The organism is Halomonas llamarensis, assembly GCF_023555005.1.
GTDB classification, from domain to species: domain Bacteria; phylum Pseudomonadota; class Gammaproteobacteria; order Pseudomonadales; family Halomonadaceae; genus Vreelandella; species Vreelandella llamarensis.
Genome location: NZ_JAMJPJ010000046.1, coordinates 1 through 15,163 on the forward strand (window position 1 = coordinate 1; position 15,163 = coordinate 15,163).

The following is a 15,163-nucleotide window of genomic DNA, read 5'->3' on the forward strand; positions in this document are numbered from 1 at the left end:
ATGGCTTGGAGGGTAGAATCTGTCATGGCGTATCCATTTGTGTTGGTTGAAATCTTGGTCGTGATCAATCAACAGGATACGCCACCCTTCCTTCTGTCCTCCATACACAACATCCGACTATATCTCGACGCACGGTCTTGCTGGAGGTGATGAAGATAGCCATCCACACGCGATTGTTCACGCTCGGGACGATCCATCGTTTGTCGCGTGGACAGGTGATACGCCGTATTTTCCGTCACGTTCACCACGGCCAGCGTTGATATTTCCAACCCCTTTTCGGCTCTGCCTGTGCCGCCGCTGTAATACTTACCCAATCCCTCGGTATGTCGGCCGCTTTTCGGGATGAAACTGCAGTCTGTGGCCGCGATAAGAGTGACGGCGGTGTCTTCATTGAGCGGCAGTAAGCTCAGGCGGTTGAACTCGGTAAAATCAAAATCACGCCGATACCACCGTGAAAAGGTCTTCTCATGATAGTCACTGTAACGGCTGAGGTTGCGGAAATTGACACGACCTCTCAAGCACATCAGCAAGGGCAACAGGACGAGGATAAACCGCCGCTGAGGCTTGTTGAGGCTGGACATCTGCTGCAAGACCGTATTGACTATTTCCATGAAAGCCTGTGCTCGGGTGGTGATGTTGTCAGAGACCCCATTATCTGAGCATCAGGCTTTCTTTAAAACTGTCCGAACCATTGCCTGATAAAAAGGCTCTCAGCAGGCATTGCAAATGCGGCGATGGGGATAGGGCAAGGTGCAAGCAAGGAAAGGTTGGGTGCGGGAGTGGCGGTTTTCTTGGCATCGAAAAGCGTGCGCGTATTGGAGAGGATGCATTTATTTACGCCGATGTTCATCGTGGCACCGACATCACGCTGAACTTGGTCAATAACGAAATCAAATACAAAGCTGACGTGGTAAAAGCGTTTACCGAGTGACCCGAGGTAGAGTGCTTGCCGTCGCAGATTAACCAAGTGGTGCTAAGCTTATCAGTCAATGCGGCTCCAGCGATGGAGGCCTAGGGTACGATTTACCTGCGCAGCAGGCATGAGGGGGGCACGTGTGGTTTGAAGTAGAAAATACGGGTATCGGGTTTTCGTTTTCCGACAGTATCGTCACCGAACATAGCGGCAATATTTTTACCAAAGCGTGCGACCGCAGGAGGCAAGCGAATGATTCACCCTGCTAGCGTATTGATCGTTGATGATGAGCCCAATGTATTGCGCGCTCTCCGGCGTGTACTGCGAAACGAGACGTACCAAGTGTTGACGGCGAGCAGTGGTGAAGAGGCACTGGAGATACTGGCCGAAGAGCCCGCTAACGTCGTGGTGTCTGACAGCAAAATGCCCGGCATGGAGGGCGCTGAGCTCTTGAGCCGCGTACAAGCTAGTTACCCCAGCTGCATCCGCATTCTGCTTACCGGTCATCACGATTTAGACGCAGTGACGCACGCCATTAACGATGGCCATATCTATCATTACATCGCCAAACCGTGGAACGATGACGATTTGCGCTTCATCTTGCGCCAAGCGATTGCCTTTCACGAGAGCGAGCATGAGCGTCAACGCCTAGAAGCGCTGACCCAAACGCAAAATGAGGAGCTCAAGCGCTTTAACAGCGAGTTGGAAGCGCGGGTCGACGCCCGTACGGCCGAGCTTACTCAGGTGGCGGACCAGCTCGATCTCGCTTATGAGACGCTCAAATACAGCTACGTGACGACGACGCAAGTGTTTTCATCGCTGATCAATATGCGCTTGCCGGAGCGGCATCAAACCAGCAGCCAGGTCACACAGGTCATCAAGGCATTTTTGCAGGTACACCCGGTGGATGAGGGGCTACACCGTGACCTATTGATGGCTGCCTCGCTGTATAACCTGGGGAAGCTGAGCTGGGATGACCATCTGCTTAGCCTTGCGTCGGAAAAGATGTTTGGCGATGATCGCGATCGCTACCAGAAATACCCTGAAGCCGCAGGTGAGCTGTTGATGGCGCTAGAACCTTTGCATGGGGCAGCCAAGTTGATTCGCCACCATCAAGAGCGTTGGAACGGCAGTGGCTTCCCAAACCACCTTAAAGAGGAAGCGATCCCGTGGGGAGCACGGCTTTTGCGCTTAGCCATCGATTTTATTGAGCTACAGCGTGGGTTGATGCTGGATCGCCATGTTAGCCGTGATAATGCCCTTAAGTTATTAGAGAAACTCGCTGGCCGGGTTTATGACCCGGCGCTAAGTCGCGAGCTGGTGGCATTTTTGCAAGAGCACGCCCCGGATATGGGTATCAGCGATACCTCTGTGATGGCGCTTAGCACCGACAAGTTGGAGCCGGGCATGATTCTGGTGCGCGATTTACACTCCAAAGCCGGGCACTTGCTGCTTAATGAAGGCCGCGAGTTGACCAAAGGCTTGATTGATAAGCTTATAAGCTTTGAGAGCACCGAACCGATCCGTTACACCTTGCTGGTGCGCATGCCCGGTGAAGAGACGCTTATTGAGGGCGAATCAGAAACCTGACACTCCCCGCTGCAAGCACCCTCCCCGCCGCAAGCTACCGATAACGGTGGGAAGGGGTATCGGGTGTAAATGGAGAGTGGTGTTGCTACAAAAGCTCTTCAGCAGCCAGCGCCAACCGTGAGCGCTCCACGCTTTTCAGGGTGATATGGCCAGCGTGAGGCCAGTCGCGAAAGCGCTCTACCACGGCCGCCATGCCGCAAGTGTTAGCGGTTAAGTAGGGCGTATCAATCTGGCCGACATTGCCCAGGCACACAATTTTGGTATTACGCCCGGCGCGACTGATCAGCGCTTTTAGCTGTTTGGGGGTGAAGTTTTGTGCTTCATCGATGATTAAGAAGGTATCGTTCAACGTGCGTCCGCGCATAAAGCTGGGAGCACGAATCTGCACACGCGAGCCGATCAGTTGCCGTGTGGCACCGCTATCCCAACTCGATTCGCCCTCCTCGTTGCGCAACAGGTTGTCCATGTTGTCGTGAAACGCGCCCATCCACGGCGACATCTTCTCTTCTTCGGTGCCGGGGAGAAAGCCGATGTCCTCGCCCATGGGAATCGGCGCGCGGGTAAACACCACACGTTCAAAGAGTTTCGCATCGAGGGTTTGTTGAAATGCCGCTGCTAGTGCCATAAAGGTTTTGCCGGTGCCCGCGTTACCGGCGATGGTGACGAGATCAATGTCCGAATCCATTAGCAAGTTAAGGGTAAAGTTCTGTCGGCTGTCGTGGGCGTGAACGCCCCAAACACCGTCGTGTTGGCGGTAATTGGTCAAAAGTTGCAAACGCGCTGATGAAGGCGCAATTTCGCGGACAATGGCTTCAAATTCGGCACCATTCTCGCTGTCGGCAACCAGCATGCCGACGTGCCATTCGCGTGGTATATTGCCTTTGAGTTGATAAAAGGTGTGGTGCTCGACACGCTCGACGCTGACCTCGACGTTAAGTGACTCCCAAAGCGAGGTGCCGCGCTGGTCGGTGTCGGCGTAAACCTGGGCGCCTTCGATCATGGCCTCGCTGTCGTCGAAAGCACGGTCGCTGAGATAGTCCTCCACCGGCACTTTTAGCGCGGCGGCCTTGACGCGTAAGTTGATATCTTTGCTGATCAAAATGACCGACGCGTCGGGGCGCTCTGCGCGCAGCCGACAGGTTTCCGCGAGTAAGCGGTTATCGGGGCTAGCCTCCAAATTATCGAGCGGTTTTAGGTCGTCGTAACAGAGAAAACGCAGCCGACCAGAATGGCCGTTGGCGCGGGGGATGGGAATGCCGCGTTGGATATCGTCAAAGGTCGCGTGTTGGGTAAGATCCGAGAGGGTGCGGCTAACTTGTCGAGCGGTGCGGGCAATGTCACGAATGCCGTTTTTGTGTTTATCCAACTCCTCCAAAACGGTCATGGGGATTACCACATCGTGCTCGTCGAAGTGATAAAGCGCCATGGGGTCGTGGATTAAAACGTTGGTGTCTAGCACGTAAAGCCGTGTGGCTTTTTTTTCGAGTCGAACCATCGTTGGAAGTACTCCTTGGTAGACGGCAACGTCGACACTGGCAGGCACGTTTTACAACGATGTGACAGACAAAAACGTGACAGATGCCGTGTCGCTCCCCGGCGAACTCACTTGACTCCTTTTTTGCCTGTATTAAAAATTAGCATGGCGTGCTTTACATCATTTCGCCAGGATTGCTCTTCAACGTAATATGTCACTTCTGACGTATGTCACTCCCATCTCAATGGTCACCAAGCGAGTTAAGCGATGACACCTGCGGTTGAACAGGCCAAAAAGGCCGGGATTGACTTCCGTCTACATGAGTATGCTCACGACGCCACCGCCGAGTCTTACGGGTTGGAGGCGGCGGAGAAACTGGGCGTTGCCGCTGAACAGGTATTCAAAACCCTGGTCGTCAAGCTGGATGGCAAGCAATTGGCGGTGGGGATTGTGCCCGTCACAGCACAGCTGAACTTGAAGCAGATCGCCAAAGCCGCCGGGGCCAAAAAAGCCGCCATGGCAGAGCCTTCAGAAGTGGAACGCACGACGGGCTACGTGTTGGGTGGCGTCAGCCCATTAGGGCAGAAAAAGCGCTTGCTAACGGTAGTGGATGACACCGCCGAACCCCATGCCACGATATACGTCAGCGGCGGGCGCCGTGGGCTAGAGATTGAACTGGCTCCAGGCGATCTTGTCGCACTAACGCAAGGGTGCTTAGCCGCGATTGCCGTGTAATCGCCGCGCAGGCTAAGCGGCTTTCTGGTAGTGTGCGCGGTTAAAGGCGCGTTGCGCTGTTTTTGTTTTGCTGGGCGTCTTTGCCCCTTCAGGAATTTTCTGTGTCCGACACTTCTTTTGCATCGCTTGCGCTGCCTCACGCGCTTGCGACGAACCTAGACTCTCTTGGCTATCACGCGATGACCCTGGTACAGGCACAAAGCCTGCCGCCGATGCTGGCCGGGCGCGATGTGCTGGCGCAGGCGAAAACCGGCTCGGGTAAAACCGCGGCGTTTGGTTTAGCACTGCTAGCGAAATTGCAAGTGGAGAGCTTCGCGGTGCAAGGCCTGGTGCTATGCCCCACGCGGGAGCTTGCTGATCAGGTGGCTGAGGAGCTCCGCCGCCTGGCTCGTGGAATGGCCAATGTAAAAATACTCACGCTCTGCGGCGGTGCTCCTTTTGGCCCGCAGCTGGGCTCTTTGGAGCACGGCGAGCATATCGTGGTGGGAACGCCAGGGCGTATTGAAGAACATCTGCGTAAAGGCTCGCTCGCGCTAAACGCGCTGACAACGCTGGTGCTCGATGAAGCGGATCGCATGCTCGATATGGGCTTTCAAGCCTCTATCGATGCGATCATCGCTGACACGCCCGCTAGGCGCCAGACGCTTCTTTTTAGCGCCACGTTTTCTGAAGAGCAGGCATCCGGCGGTTTGACTTCGATGACTCGCGGCGTGATGCGCGACCCGGTGACGGTAAAAGTGGCCGAGGCTCACGATGCCACCACCATTGATCAACACTTCTACGCCGTGGCCAATGAGGACGCACGCTTTGCCGCGCTTAAAACGCTGCTGCTAGCCAAACGGCCGACAAGTAGCGTGGTGTTTTGCAACACCAAACGCGAAACCCAAGCGGTCGCCGACGGGCTTGTCGACGCAGGGTTTAGCGCCTTAGCGCTGAACGGCGATTTAGAGCAAAAAGACCGCGACCGCGTGTTAGTCCTGTTTGCCAACCAAAGCGCATCCATTTTGGTCGCAACCGATGTTGCCGCGAGAGGCTTGGATATCGCCGAGTTGGATGCGGTGTTCAATTACCAAATTGCCCGAGAGCTTGAGGTTCACGTGCACCGCGTGGGTCGCACCGGCCGGGCTGGGGCGAGCGGTACCGCCGGCACGTTGGTGACGCCTCAAGACACCTACCGCCTGGAGCGGTTAGCCGATGTTTTGGGCGAGGCGCTGACCACCGAGGCGCTACCCAAGGCCCCGAATAGCGCGCCGTTTGACCCGCCCATGGCCACGTTGCAACTCGCGGGCGGTAAAAAAGATAAGCTACGCCCGGGGGATATTCTCGGTGCGCTGACCAGTGAAGGCGGCTTGCGCGGCGACCAGGTGGGTAAAATCAAAGTGCTGGCCCGTAGCGCCTATGTGGCGGTGGAGCGCAGCGCGATTCAACCGGCTCAAGCCAAGCTTGAGCGCGATAAATTAAAAGGGCGAGCTTTCAAGGTTCGTCGTGTCCGTTATTAAGTGTGTGCGATGAAAATACCCAAACGATTACAGCCTTTAGTCGACGATGGCATGATCGACGAAGTGCTCATGCAGTTGATGAGCGGCAAAGAAGCGCAGGTGTACGTGGTGCGCTGCGGCGACGACGTACGCTGTGCCAAAGTGTTTAAAGAAGCCAAGCAGCGCAGCTTTAAACAAGCGGCGCAATACCAAGAGGGGCGCAAAGAGCGCAACACCCGCCGTGCTCGCGCCATGGCAAAGAAAACCCGTTACGGCCAAAAAGAGCAGGAGCAGGCGTGGCTAAATGCCGAAGTCGACGCGCTTTATCGGCTGGCCGGGGCAGGCGTTCGGGTACCCGAACCCCACGGCTTTGTGGATGGTGTGCTGCTGATGGAAATGATCACCGACACCGACGGCAACGTGGCCCCGCGTTTGGACGAAGTGAACTTGCCCCATGAACAGGCGCTTCGCTACCACGCCAAAGTGATTCAAGACGTGGTGCGCATGCTGTGTGCTGGCTTGATTCACGGCGATTTGTCGGAATTCAACGTGCTGGTGGATGCCGATGGCCCGGTGATTATCGATCTTCCCCAGGCCGTTGACGCCGCTGGTAATAACAGTGCCGCAGCGATGCTTGAGCGCGATGTGAACAATATGCGCGCGTATTTCGGCCGCTTTGCGCCTGAGCTTTTGAACACCCACTACGGCAAAGAGATGTGGGCGCTTTATGAAGCGGGCGAACTGCACCCGGATAGCCAACTGACCGGCGACTTTGACTTTGACACCCATATCGCCAACGTCGATGAACTGATGGAAGTGATCGACGATGCCAAAGAAGAAGAGGACGAGCGTCAGGCGCGGATGCGCGACGATGATGACGACGACATCCCCTACGGGTGATATCCCCTGCGTTTTACCCTCTAAGGAGCCGCTATGCTGACGCGCTGGCTTCAGCCGTTATTTCGCTACTTTGAATCGCGTACTGGCCCCTATCCCGAAGGCGACGTAGCCACCCCGCCCAAGGGGCTTTTTCCCTTTATCTGGCACTTTTCGCGCCCGGTATGGCCGTGGCTGTTGGTGATGTCGCTGCTCACCGCGCTGGTTTCCGCCGCTGAAGTGGTGTTCTTTCGCTATATAGGCGAACTGGTGGACTGGCTGGGTCATGTCGAGCGGGCCAACTTTTGGGCCGAACACGGTGCTTGGCTGATCGGCGTCGGTGCTGCGGTATTAGTGGGGCTGCCGCTGCTGGTGCTCGTTCAGTCGCTGGTCACCCACCAAAGCATTTTTGGCAACTACCCGATGATTGGCCGCTGGCTGTCGCACCGCCACATGCTCAGCCAGAGCTTGGCATTTTATCAGGACGAGTTTGCCGGGCGTGTGTCGCAAAAGGTAATGCAAACGGCGCTCGCTATCCGCGAAACGGTTACCAAAGTAATGGATTTGATGGTGTACGCCATCATCTATTTTACTGGCGCCGCCTTTTTGCTGGCCCAAGCCGACCCCTGGCTGACGCTGCCGCTGGCCATCTGGCTGGTGGGGTATTTGGGCATCATGCGCTTTTTTGTCCCTAAGCTTAGGGATGTCTCCATGGCTCAGGCGGATGCGCGGGCGCAGATGACCGGGCGCGTGGTCGACAGCTACAGCAATATTCAGACGATTAAACTCTTTGCCGATACCCGTCGCGAGCTCGATTACGCCAAAGACGCCATGCAGGGCTTCATGGCCACCGTGCATCGCCAAATGCGCCTGGTAACGGTGTTGAGTATCTGCATGACGCTGTTAAATACGCTGTTATTGGTGGGCATGGCCGCGATGGCGATCACCACTTGGTATGTTGACGCGATCTCGCTGGGGGTGCTGGCGATTGCCATCGCCTTGGTGATGCGGGTGCGCTTTATGTCCGACTGGATACTCTGGGAGGTCGCCGGGCTTTTCGAGAACATCGGCACCGTGCAGGACGGCATGAATACCATTGCCCAAGCGCCCACCGTGTGTGACGCGCCAAACGCCCCTGCCCTTAGTGTGCCACGTGGCGAAATTCACTTTGAAGCACTGCGCTTTGGCTACCCGCAAGCGGTGGGCGGGTTTAAAACCGAGTATAAAACCGTTTTCGACGGGCTCGATTTGACCATCGCGCCGAACGAGAAGGTCGGGTTGATTGGCCGCTCCGGCGCGGGAAAATCCACGCTCGCCAATCTGCTGCTGCGTTTTTACGACATTCAGGGCGGGCGCATCACCATCGACGGGCAAAACATTGCCGAGGTGAGCCAAACATCGCTGCGCCACCAAATTGGCATGGTGACGCAAGATACCTCGCTGCTGCACCGTTCGCTGCGCGATAACATCCGCTACGGCAGCCCCCATGCCAGCGATGACGCTATCTGGGAAGCCGTTGAGCGCGCCCATGCCGATACCTTCATTCACGACCTGGTTGACACACAAGGGCGCCGCGGCCTAGACGCCCACGTGGGCGAGCGCGGCGTGAAGCTCTCAGGTGGCCAACGCCAGCGCATCGCGATTGCCCGCGTGCTGCTCAAAAATGCCCCGATTCTGGTGCTGGATGAAGCCACATCGGCGCTGGATTCCGAAGTGGAAGCCGCGATTCAGGAGCAGTTGGAAACGCTGATGGAAGGCAAAACGGTAATCGCCATCGCGCACCGGCTCTCCACCATCGCCATGCTGGATCGGCTGATCGTGGTGGACGAAGGGCGCATGGTGGAAAGTGGCACTCACCAGGAGCTGTTGGCGAAGGGCGGCATTTACGCGCGCCTGTGGCAGCGCCAGTCGGGTGGTTTTATTGGCCTTGACGTCAACGCGGATCGCCCCAATGCTCAGTAATAAGCCAACAATCAGTATGCAAGCGACACGTTTCGATGAGGAGATAGCGATGCAAGCGATTCAGCTGAAAGCGCCGGGCGGGCTCGACAACCTCAACGTGGTGGCGTTAGACGCCCCCGGTGAGCCAGGGCCGGGCGAAATCCGCGTGCGCCTTCACGCCAGCTCGCTTAATTTCCACGACTACGCCGTGGTCGCGGGGATGATCCCCACTGACGATGGTCGCATTCCCATGTCCGACGGCGCGGGCGTCGTCGACGCCGTGGGGGAGGGCGTAAGCGAATTCGCCGTGGGCGACCACGTGGTGTCCACTTTCTTCCCCGGTTGTCAGGAAGGCCCCGCACGGGTAGGCGACTTTCGCACCACGCCAGGCGATGGTATTGAGGGCTATGCTCGCGAGCAAGTCGTCGCGCCGGTGACATCGTTTACCCATCAGCCGCAGGGCTACCGCCACGCCGAATCCGCCACGTTGACCACCGCGGGGCTCACCGCCTGGCGTGCATTGGTGGTCGATGGCGGCCTTAAAGCCGGCGATACGGTGCTGGTACTCGGCACCGGGGGCGTGTCTATTTTCGCCTTGCAGTTTGCCAAGATGATGGGTGCCCGTGTGATCGCAACGTCGTCGTCTGATGCCAAACTCGAACGGCTAAAAGCGATGGGCGCCGAGCACGTAATCAACTACAAAACCACGCCCGCCTGGGGGAAAGAGGTCAAAGCACTGACCGGCGGCGAAGGGGTGGACCATGTGGTTGAAGTCGGCGGAGCTGGTACCCTGCCGCAATCAGTGGATGCGGTGAAAATCGGCGGCCATATTGCCCTGATTGGCATTCTGACCGGTCGCGAAGGCGAGATTCCCACCGCGAAGCTGATGGCCAAACAGGCGAAACTGCAAGGTTTGATTGTCGGTAGCCGCCGCGACCAGATCGAGATGGTGCGCGCCATCGACGCCAATGGCCTGCATCCGATTATTGACCGAGAATTTGCCTTAAACGACATTGCCGACGCGTTTCGCCATCAGGAATCCGGCAAGCACTTTGGTAAGATTTGCCTAACGTTCTGATGCGGTAGGCGAGCGATCTTTCGATGATTGACTGAAACCGGGCGGCCATTTGGTTAAAATGGCCGCCATTATACGTTGTTACCTGTATACGTTATTACCCCTGAAAGTTATTACTCTTGAGAATTAGATGAAAAAAATTGCTCACCTCATTCATGACAGCCTGCCGCAAACGCTCACCCCTGAAGGCTTAAATGTGTTGGAGCGCGAAGCCGCGCGTGCCATCGTCACCCGCGATGATAAGATTTTGCTGCTGTACACCGAGCGCTACGATGACTTTAGTTTTCCTGGTGGCGGCATAGATGCCGGAGAAACCCCCGAAAACGGCTTACACCGTGAGCTTTTTGAAGAAACCGGCGCCAATGACATCAAGGTCGTCTCGCACTTTGGCTATGTCACCGAATACACCCCTACGTGGAAAAAGCCATGGGATGTGATGTTTCAAACCTCGCACTGGTTTACCTGCCATATTGGCAACACGCTAGGCGAGGCGCGGTTAGAAGATTATGAGGCCGCCAACGGCATGGCCGCCGCCTGGGTAACCTTGGAGGAAGCGCTGAACCATAACCGCGGTGTTATTAAGCGCCGCCCTGCGAGTATGGGGCTCTCGATTCAACGCGAAACACTGGTGCTGGAGCGCGTCGCCAGTGCTCTGTTGTCATCTTCCCGCGTCGCCGTTGGCGCTTGATTTGGCGACTTGCCTGGTTTACTACCTCGGCCGAGATGCCTGAACGCGCCTAGTCGCTTTCTGGCAACTCGCCGCTGTGGTAGACGTTTTGCACGTCGTCGAGGTCGTTGAGCATACCCAAGAGTTTCTCGAAGGCGGCAACGTCGTCACCTTCCACCGCTGTGGTGGTTTGGGGGAGAAACTGGATCTCGTCGGCTTCAAAGTCGATCTCACCAAAGCTATCCCACAACGCCTGTTTGGCTTTGGCGTAATCGGTGTGTGGGGCAAATACCGTAATGTGGCCGTCTGCGTGTTCGATGTCGGTGACATCGACATCCGCTTCCATCAGCGCTTCGAGCACGGCTTCTTCGTCGTCACCGGCAAAGGCAAAAATCGCGCAGTGGTCAAACATATGGCTGACGCTGCCGGGTGTGCCGATTTTGCTTTTGGTTTTGGTAAAACAGCCGCGCACATCGCCAAAGGTACGGTTAGGGTTGTCGGTTAAGCACTCAACAATCACCATCGCGTTGCCGGGGCCAAACCCTTCATAGCGGGCGATGGAGAAATCTTCGCCACCGGCGCCGCTGGCTTTATCCAGGGCTTTGTCGATCACGTGCGAAGGCACCTGATCTTTCTTGGCGCGCTCAATTAGGCCGCGCAGCGCCAGATTGCTGTTAGGGTCGGTGCCGCCGGCTTTGGCGCAGACGTAAATTTCGCGCCCATATTTGCTGTAAACCTTCGTTTTTGCATCAGCCGTTTTGGCCATGGATTCTTTACGGTTCTGGAAAGCCCTGCCCATCGTGCACTCCTGTATTGTTGGCATCGTGGGCGCTGATTTTACTCGACAAGCCCGCTGCCTAACAGCGTTATTGCGCCGTTAGAAGGCTACGCTTTGCGCTACAATGGGGCGGTTGACTAACGCTCAAGGAGGAACATCATGCCGTTTTCGTTATGGCTATCATTAGTCGCTATTTGCGCCATGGGCGCGATGTCGCCGGGGCCTAGCTTGGCGCTGGTGTTGCGCCATACGCTGGGGGGAGGGCGCGTGCCTGGGGTAACGGCCAGCCTTTTCCATGCCTTAGGTGTGGGGTTTTATGCGTTACTTACCGTGCTGGGTTTGGGGGCGCTGATGGCGCGTTTTCCGCTTTTGTTTCAGCTGTTGACCTGGGGCGGGGCGGCATACCTTGCATGGCTCGGGATTAAAGCGTTGCGGGCGGGAAGCGCCGGGGTGGTTCAAGCCAATGCTGTGCTCACCACTGGCCCCCAAGCAGCGCGGGAAGGCGTGTTGGTGGCGCTGGGTAACCCCAAACTCATTCTGTTTTTCGTCGCGCTACTCAGTCAATTTGTCTCGCCGGAAATGAGCGTGATGGCAAAGGCCATCATCGTGTTGACGGCTATGGTGATTGATGGAACCTGGTATGTACTGGTCGCGCTTTTGCTCTCGCACTCGCGGGTATTGCCGTGGTTGCAACAGCGCGCGCATTGGATCAACCGCGCTACCGGGGTGATGCTCCTTGCGCTTGCATTGAGAGTCGTATTGGGGCCGCTTGCCTAGCAAAATGGGGGTTTCCAAGGCTGGTGTGAATTTCGTAGACATGGCAAAGTAATACGTATATTTGTAGCCATAACGGGCTTACTATGAGCATCTACGATTACGTCTGTTATACCCACGATGGGCAGCGGTTCAACCTAGGCGCACTTCAGGGCCAAGTGCTTTTAGTGGTCAATGTGGCGAGCCAGTGCGGCTTTACTCCGCAGCTAAAAGAACTAGAAGCGCTCTATCAACGCTATCGTGATCGCGGCTTTACGGTGCTGGGGTTCCCCTGTAATCAATTTGGGCGCCAAACGCCAGAAAACGCCGAAACATTTTCCGCGTTTGCTAAGCACGAGTTTAGCGTCGAGTTCCCGTTAATGGAAAAAGTGAAGGTTAACGGGCGCGATGCCCACCCGCTATTTGCCCAGCTAAAACGCGAAGCACCAGGCGTGATGGGAACGAAAACGATCAAGTGGAATTTCACCAAATTTCTCGTCGGGCGGGATGGCCATGCTATTGCGCGCTTTGGGCCCAAAGCGCATGGCGCAGAGCTAAAAATCGAGCTGGAGCGTGCGCTCGATACTGAATAATCGTTAGCTCAAAAAGGGCGTTCGCCACGGGCGACAAGCACGCGCTGCATTAACTCGTGCCAGCGGTGGCGCACCATCATCGTCGTCAAACCAGAGAACAGCGCCCAGCTTTTACGCCGCCAGCCAGTTAAGCGCAGGTTGTGGCTGACCAACTGCTTCATCAATTTATGATCGTCGTATTCACGCCACTCGCTGGCGATCGAAAGTTGATGACGCGACATCACCGGAGCAAGCTCTAAGCGAAACATCCACTCAAGCTCTTTCAGTGTCATGTCATGGCGCTGAATTTCTTCGACCATATCGGCAAAGTCACGCTCGCTGGGTTCACGGTCGAGCCACAACGGCGCTAGCGCCAACCATAAATCCCCGCGTTCATCGACCAACTGTTGTGCGTTCATACTTTGTCTCCCGCCCGTATTTTGCCCGTTATCCTGCCGTGAATGTCTAGCCACCTCAACCAGAAACCGCTTAGCCACCCCGCAGGGGCGGACAGCGACGGCGTTGGCGGCTAGAATATGACCATTGTTTATTTTAGCGCTTAACGGCAACTCCCGATAATGAGGTTCGATGTGATTATTAAACCTAAAGTACGCGGTTTTATTTGTACCACTACTCACCCAAAAGGCTGTGAGCAGAACGTTCGCGAGCAAATTGAAGCGACGCGGGCGCGGGGGCTGGATAAAAGCGCCGGGCCGAAAAAAGTGCTCGTCATTGGCGCCTCGAGCGGCTACGGCTTAGCGGCACGCATTACCGCTGCATTTGGTTACGGCGCCGATACCCTGGGGATCTTTTTTGAAAAGTCGGCTAGCGAGAAAAAGCCGGGAACCGCCGGTTGGTACAACAGCGCGGCATTTGACAAGTTCGCCAAAGAAGAAGGGCTTTACAGCAAGTCGATCAATGGCGACGCGTTTTCACGTGAGGCGCGGGAAAAAGCCATCGAGCTGATCAAGCAGGACATGGGTGAAGTCGATCTGGTGGTTTACTCCTTGGCCTCGCCCGTGCGTAAGCTACCCGACAGCGGCGAGGTGAAGCGCTCAAGCCTCAAGCCTATTGGCGAGACCTACCGCGCCACGGCGATCGATACCAATAAAGATGCCATCACCGAAACCGAAGTCGAACCTGCAACTCAGCAGGAAATTGATGACACCATCGCGGTCATGGGTGGCGAAGACTGGGAACTGTGGATGGACGCTCTCGATAAAGCGGGCGTTTTGGCCAAAGGTGCGCGGAGTGTAGCGTTTAGCTACATCGGCACTGAAATCACCTGGCCGATTTACTGGCACGGTGCGTTGGGCAAAGCCAAGGAAGATCTTGATCGCGCGGCCGATGAGATCGACAAGTCGCTTAAAGAACGCGGCGGTAGTGCGAACGTGGCGGTGCTTAAATCGGTCGTTACCCAGGCAAGTGCCGCAATCCCTGTGATGCCGCTGTATATCGCCATGGTATACCGCATTATGAAAGAAAAAGGCCTGCACGAAGGCACAATTGATCAGCTTAATCGCCTGTTCGACGAAAAACTTTACGGTGACGACGCCAGCACCGACGACGTTGGCCGCGTGCGTTTGGACGATTGGGAATTGCGTGATGACGTGCAGCAGGCGTGCAAAGATCTCTGGTCGGAGGTCACTACCGACAACCTCTTCGACATTACCGACTATGCTGGGTATAAGCACGAGTTCTTGAAACTGTTTGGCTTCGAGCGTGACGATGTCGATTACGACGCGGATGTGAACCCGGTCGTGGAGCTCGATGTCATCCAGTTGTGAGAGCAACGTGTGTGACGCTTCACCCGACATCGGTAGGTACCTTATGGATACCAAGGAAAGCAAGACCCCAGAAGAAGAAAAAGAGCATGTGATGGATGTGCAGGATCCTGAGCACTTTGCAGAAAACTCCGAACCGCAGCGCCAACCTGAGGCAAAAAAACCAGCGGGAGGTATGCACAAATTATTGCCGCTTATCATCATTGGTGTCGGCATTTTAGTCGTGGCACTGCTGCTATTTGGCGTGGCCGATTAACCTTCGCTAATCATACATTGAGGCCGGGTCATTGCCCGGTCTATTTTGTTTCTTCTCTTTACTTTACGTCACGTCCCTTACGCTTTTCGCGATGCCTCGCGTAGCGCAATGGATAATTTTTGTCCCATTGCCGAAAACGGTTAACCTAGGGCGTGTTGACGTTTGATCGAAGATGATTTGGCAGGATAGGGGCAAGCTCGCAGAATAGAGGTTCTCACGCCAACAAACTGCGAGCTTGCGATGCCCCGACAAATGCTCACGGATGAACACT

General features: G+C 56.0%; 16 protein-coding genes. 11 read left to right on the top strand and 5 right to left on the bottom strand.

Translation table 11 applies throughout. The features are described from left to right. Positions 1 to 68: 68 nt before the first annotated feature. Both M8006_RS16740 and M8006_RS16745 read right to left on the bottom strand, forming a co-directional pair. Positions 69 to 611: a hypothetical protein gene (locus M8006_RS16740; protein ID WP_250084222.1), complete on the bottom strand. Its 543-nt coding sequence runs from the start codon at positions 609 to 611 to the stop codon at positions 69 to 71. Between the two features lie 62 nt (positions 612 to 673). Beyond that, entirely contained in the window at positions 674 to 967 is a 294-nt protein-coding gene (locus M8006_RS16745; RefSeq protein WP_250084224.1) for a hypothetical protein, read from the bottom strand. 198 nt (positions 968 to 1,165) lie between these two features. Between M8006_RS16745 and nosR the strand changes: the two genes are divergently transcribed. Continuing rightward, complete coding sequence (gene nosR, locus M8006_RS16750) at positions 1,166 to 2,503, top strand: response regulator c-di-GMP phosphodiesterase, NosR family (RefSeq protein ID WP_250084226.1); 1,338 nt, start codon at positions 1,166 to 1,168, stop codon at positions 2,501 to 2,503. Positions 2,504 to 2,588: 85 nt separating this feature from the next. Here the strand turns inward: nosR and M8006_RS16755 are convergent, their stop codons facing one another. Further along, a complete protein-coding gene (locus M8006_RS16755; protein WP_250084227.1) occupies positions 2,589 to 3,998 on the bottom strand; it encodes a PhoH family protein in 1,410 nt (469 codons plus the stop codon). 246 nt (positions 3,999 to 4,244) lie between these two features. Between M8006_RS16755 and ybaK the strand changes: the two genes are divergently transcribed. The 6 genes from ybaK to M8006_RS16785 all read left to right on the top strand — a co-directional run bounded on the left by ybaK (position 4,245) and on the right by M8006_RS16785 (position 10,770). Beyond that, positions 4,245 to 4,712, top strand: coding sequence for a Cys-tRNA(Pro) deacylase (gene ybaK / locus M8006_RS16760; RefSeq protein ID WP_250084229.1), 468 nt, complete (start codon positions 4,245 to 4,247; stop codon positions 4,710 to 4,712). 101 nt (positions 4,713 to 4,813) lie between these two features. After that, positions 4,814 to 6,211 carry an ATP-dependent RNA helicase DbpA gene (gene dbpA, locus M8006_RS16765; RefSeq protein WP_250084231.1) on the top strand — a complete coding sequence of 466 codons (1,398 nt, stop codon included), beginning with the start codon at positions 4,814 to 4,816 and terminating at the stop codon, positions 6,209 to 6,211. A 9-nt stretch (positions 6,212 to 6,220) separates the two neighbouring features. Beyond that, complete coding sequence (locus M8006_RS16770) at positions 6,221 to 7,090, top strand: PA4780 family RIO1-like protein kinase (RefSeq protein WP_250084233.1); 870 nt, start codon at positions 6,221 to 6,223, stop codon at positions 7,088 to 7,090. 33 nt (positions 7,091 to 7,123) lie between these two features. Next, positions 7,124 to 9,028, top strand: coding sequence for an ABC transporter ATP-binding protein (locus M8006_RS16775; RefSeq protein WP_250084236.1), 1,905 nt, complete (start codon positions 7,124 to 7,126; stop codon positions 9,026 to 9,028). 49 nt (positions 9,029 to 9,077) lie between these two features. After that, positions 9,078 to 10,085 (top strand): zinc-dependent alcohol dehydrogenase family protein, encoded by a 1,008-nt coding sequence (locus tag M8006_RS16780; protein ID WP_250084237.1) that lies wholly within the window; start codon positions 9,078 to 9,080, stop codon positions 10,083 to 10,085. 127 nt (positions 10,086 to 10,212) lie between these two features. After that, positions 10,213 to 10,770 carry an NUDIX hydrolase gene (locus M8006_RS16785; RefSeq protein WP_250084239.1) on the top strand — a complete coding sequence of 186 codons (558 nt, stop codon included), beginning with the start codon at positions 10,213 to 10,215 and terminating at the stop codon, positions 10,768 to 10,770. Positions 10,771 to 10,819: 49 nt separating this feature from the next. Here the strand turns inward: M8006_RS16785 and M8006_RS16790 are convergent, their stop codons facing one another. Beyond that, a complete protein-coding gene (locus tag M8006_RS16790; RefSeq protein WP_250084241.1) occupies positions 10,820 to 11,548 on the bottom strand; it encodes a YebC/PmpR family DNA-binding transcriptional regulator in 729 nt (242 codons plus the stop codon). A gap of 138 nt (positions 11,549 to 11,686) precedes the next feature. Here M8006_RS16790 and M8006_RS16795 point away from each other — a divergent pair, with 138 nt between their 5' ends. Further along, positions 11,687 to 12,304 carry a LysE family translocator gene (locus M8006_RS16795; RefSeq protein WP_250084244.1) on the top strand — a complete coding sequence of 206 codons (618 nt, stop codon included), beginning with the start codon at positions 11,687 to 11,689 and terminating at the stop codon, positions 12,302 to 12,304. A gap of 83 nt (positions 12,305 to 12,387) precedes the next feature. After that, positions 12,388 to 12,873: a glutathione peroxidase gene (locus M8006_RS16800; RefSeq protein ID WP_250084246.1), complete on the top strand. Its 486-nt coding sequence runs from the start codon at positions 12,388 to 12,390 to the stop codon at positions 12,871 to 12,873. A gap of 8 nt (positions 12,874 to 12,881) precedes the next feature. Here the strand turns inward: M8006_RS16800 and M8006_RS16805 are convergent, their stop codons facing one another. Further along, positions 12,882 to 13,271, bottom strand: coding sequence for a DUF7079 family protein (locus tag M8006_RS16805; RefSeq protein WP_250084248.1), 390 nt, complete (start codon positions 13,269 to 13,271; stop codon positions 12,882 to 12,884). 171 nt (positions 13,272 to 13,442) lie between these two features. On the opposite strand from M8006_RS16805, the gene fabV reads away from it, so the two are divergent. Both fabV and M8006_RS16815 read left to right on the top strand, forming a co-directional pair. Then, positions 13,443 to 14,639 carry an enoyl-ACP reductase FabV gene (gene fabV, locus M8006_RS16810; RefSeq protein ID WP_250084251.1) on the top strand — a complete coding sequence of 399 codons (1,197 nt, stop codon included), beginning with the start codon at positions 13,443 to 13,445 and terminating at the stop codon, positions 14,637 to 14,639. Positions 14,640 to 14,682: 43 nt separating this feature from the next. Further along, the gene (locus M8006_RS16815) at positions 14,683 to 14,892 is read left to right on the top strand and encodes a hypothetical protein (protein ID WP_250084253.1); all 210 of its coding nucleotides are present in this window, start codon (positions 14,683 to 14,685) and stop codon (positions 14,890 to 14,892) included. Positions 14,893 to 15,163: the final 271 nt, after the last annotated feature.

What these genes read in the sequence shown, in the direction of transcription:
- ybaK (WP_250084229.1), top strand. Translation starts at nt 4,245, where the DNA reads ATGACACCTGCGGTTGAACAGGCCAAAAAGGCCGGGATTGACTTCCGT.
- M8006_RS16740 (WP_250084222.1), bottom strand. Translation starts at nt 611, where the DNA reads ATGGAAATAGTCAATACGGTCTTGCAGCAGATGTCCAGCCTCAACAAG.
- M8006_RS16795 (WP_250084244.1), top strand. Translation starts at nt 11,687, where the DNA reads ATGCCGTTTTCGTTATGGCTATCATTAGTCGCTATTTGCGCCATGGGC.
- M8006_RS16805 (WP_250084248.1), bottom strand. Translation starts at nt 13,271, where the DNA reads ATGAACGCACAACAGTTGGTCGATGAACGCGGGGATTTATGGTTGGCG.
- M8006_RS16815 (WP_250084253.1), top strand. Translation starts at nt 14,683, where the DNA reads ATGGATACCAAGGAAAGCAAGACCCCAGAAGAAGAAAAAGAGCATGTG.
- M8006_RS16770 (WP_250084233.1), top strand. Translation starts at nt 6,221, where the DNA reads ATGAAAATACCCAAACGATTACAGCCTTTAGTCGACGATGGCATGATC.
- M8006_RS16785 (WP_250084239.1), top strand. Translation starts at nt 10,213, where the DNA reads ATGAAAAAAATTGCTCACCTCATTCATGACAGCCTGCCGCAAACGCTC.
- M8006_RS16755 (WP_250084227.1), bottom strand. Translation starts at nt 3,998, where the DNA reads ATGGTTCGACTCGAAAAAAAAGCCACACGGCTTTACGTGCTAGACACC.
- M8006_RS16780 (WP_250084237.1), top strand. Translation starts at nt 9,078, where the DNA reads ATGCAAGCGATTCAGCTGAAAGCGCCGGGCGGGCTCGACAACCTCAAC.
- M8006_RS16790 (WP_250084241.1), bottom strand. Translation starts at nt 11,548, where the DNA reads ATGGGCAGGGCTTTCCAGAACCGTAAAGAATCCATGGCCAAAACGGCT.
- M8006_RS16800 (WP_250084246.1), top strand. Translation starts at nt 12,388, where the DNA reads ATGAGCATCTACGATTACGTCTGTTATACCCACGATGGGCAGCGGTTC.
- nosR (WP_250084226.1), top strand. Translation starts at nt 1,166, where the DNA reads ATGATTCACCCTGCTAGCGTATTGATCGTTGATGATGAGCCCAATGTA.
- M8006_RS16775 (WP_250084236.1), top strand. Translation starts at nt 7,124, where the DNA reads ATGCTGACGCGCTGGCTTCAGCCGTTATTTCGCTACTTTGAATCGCGT.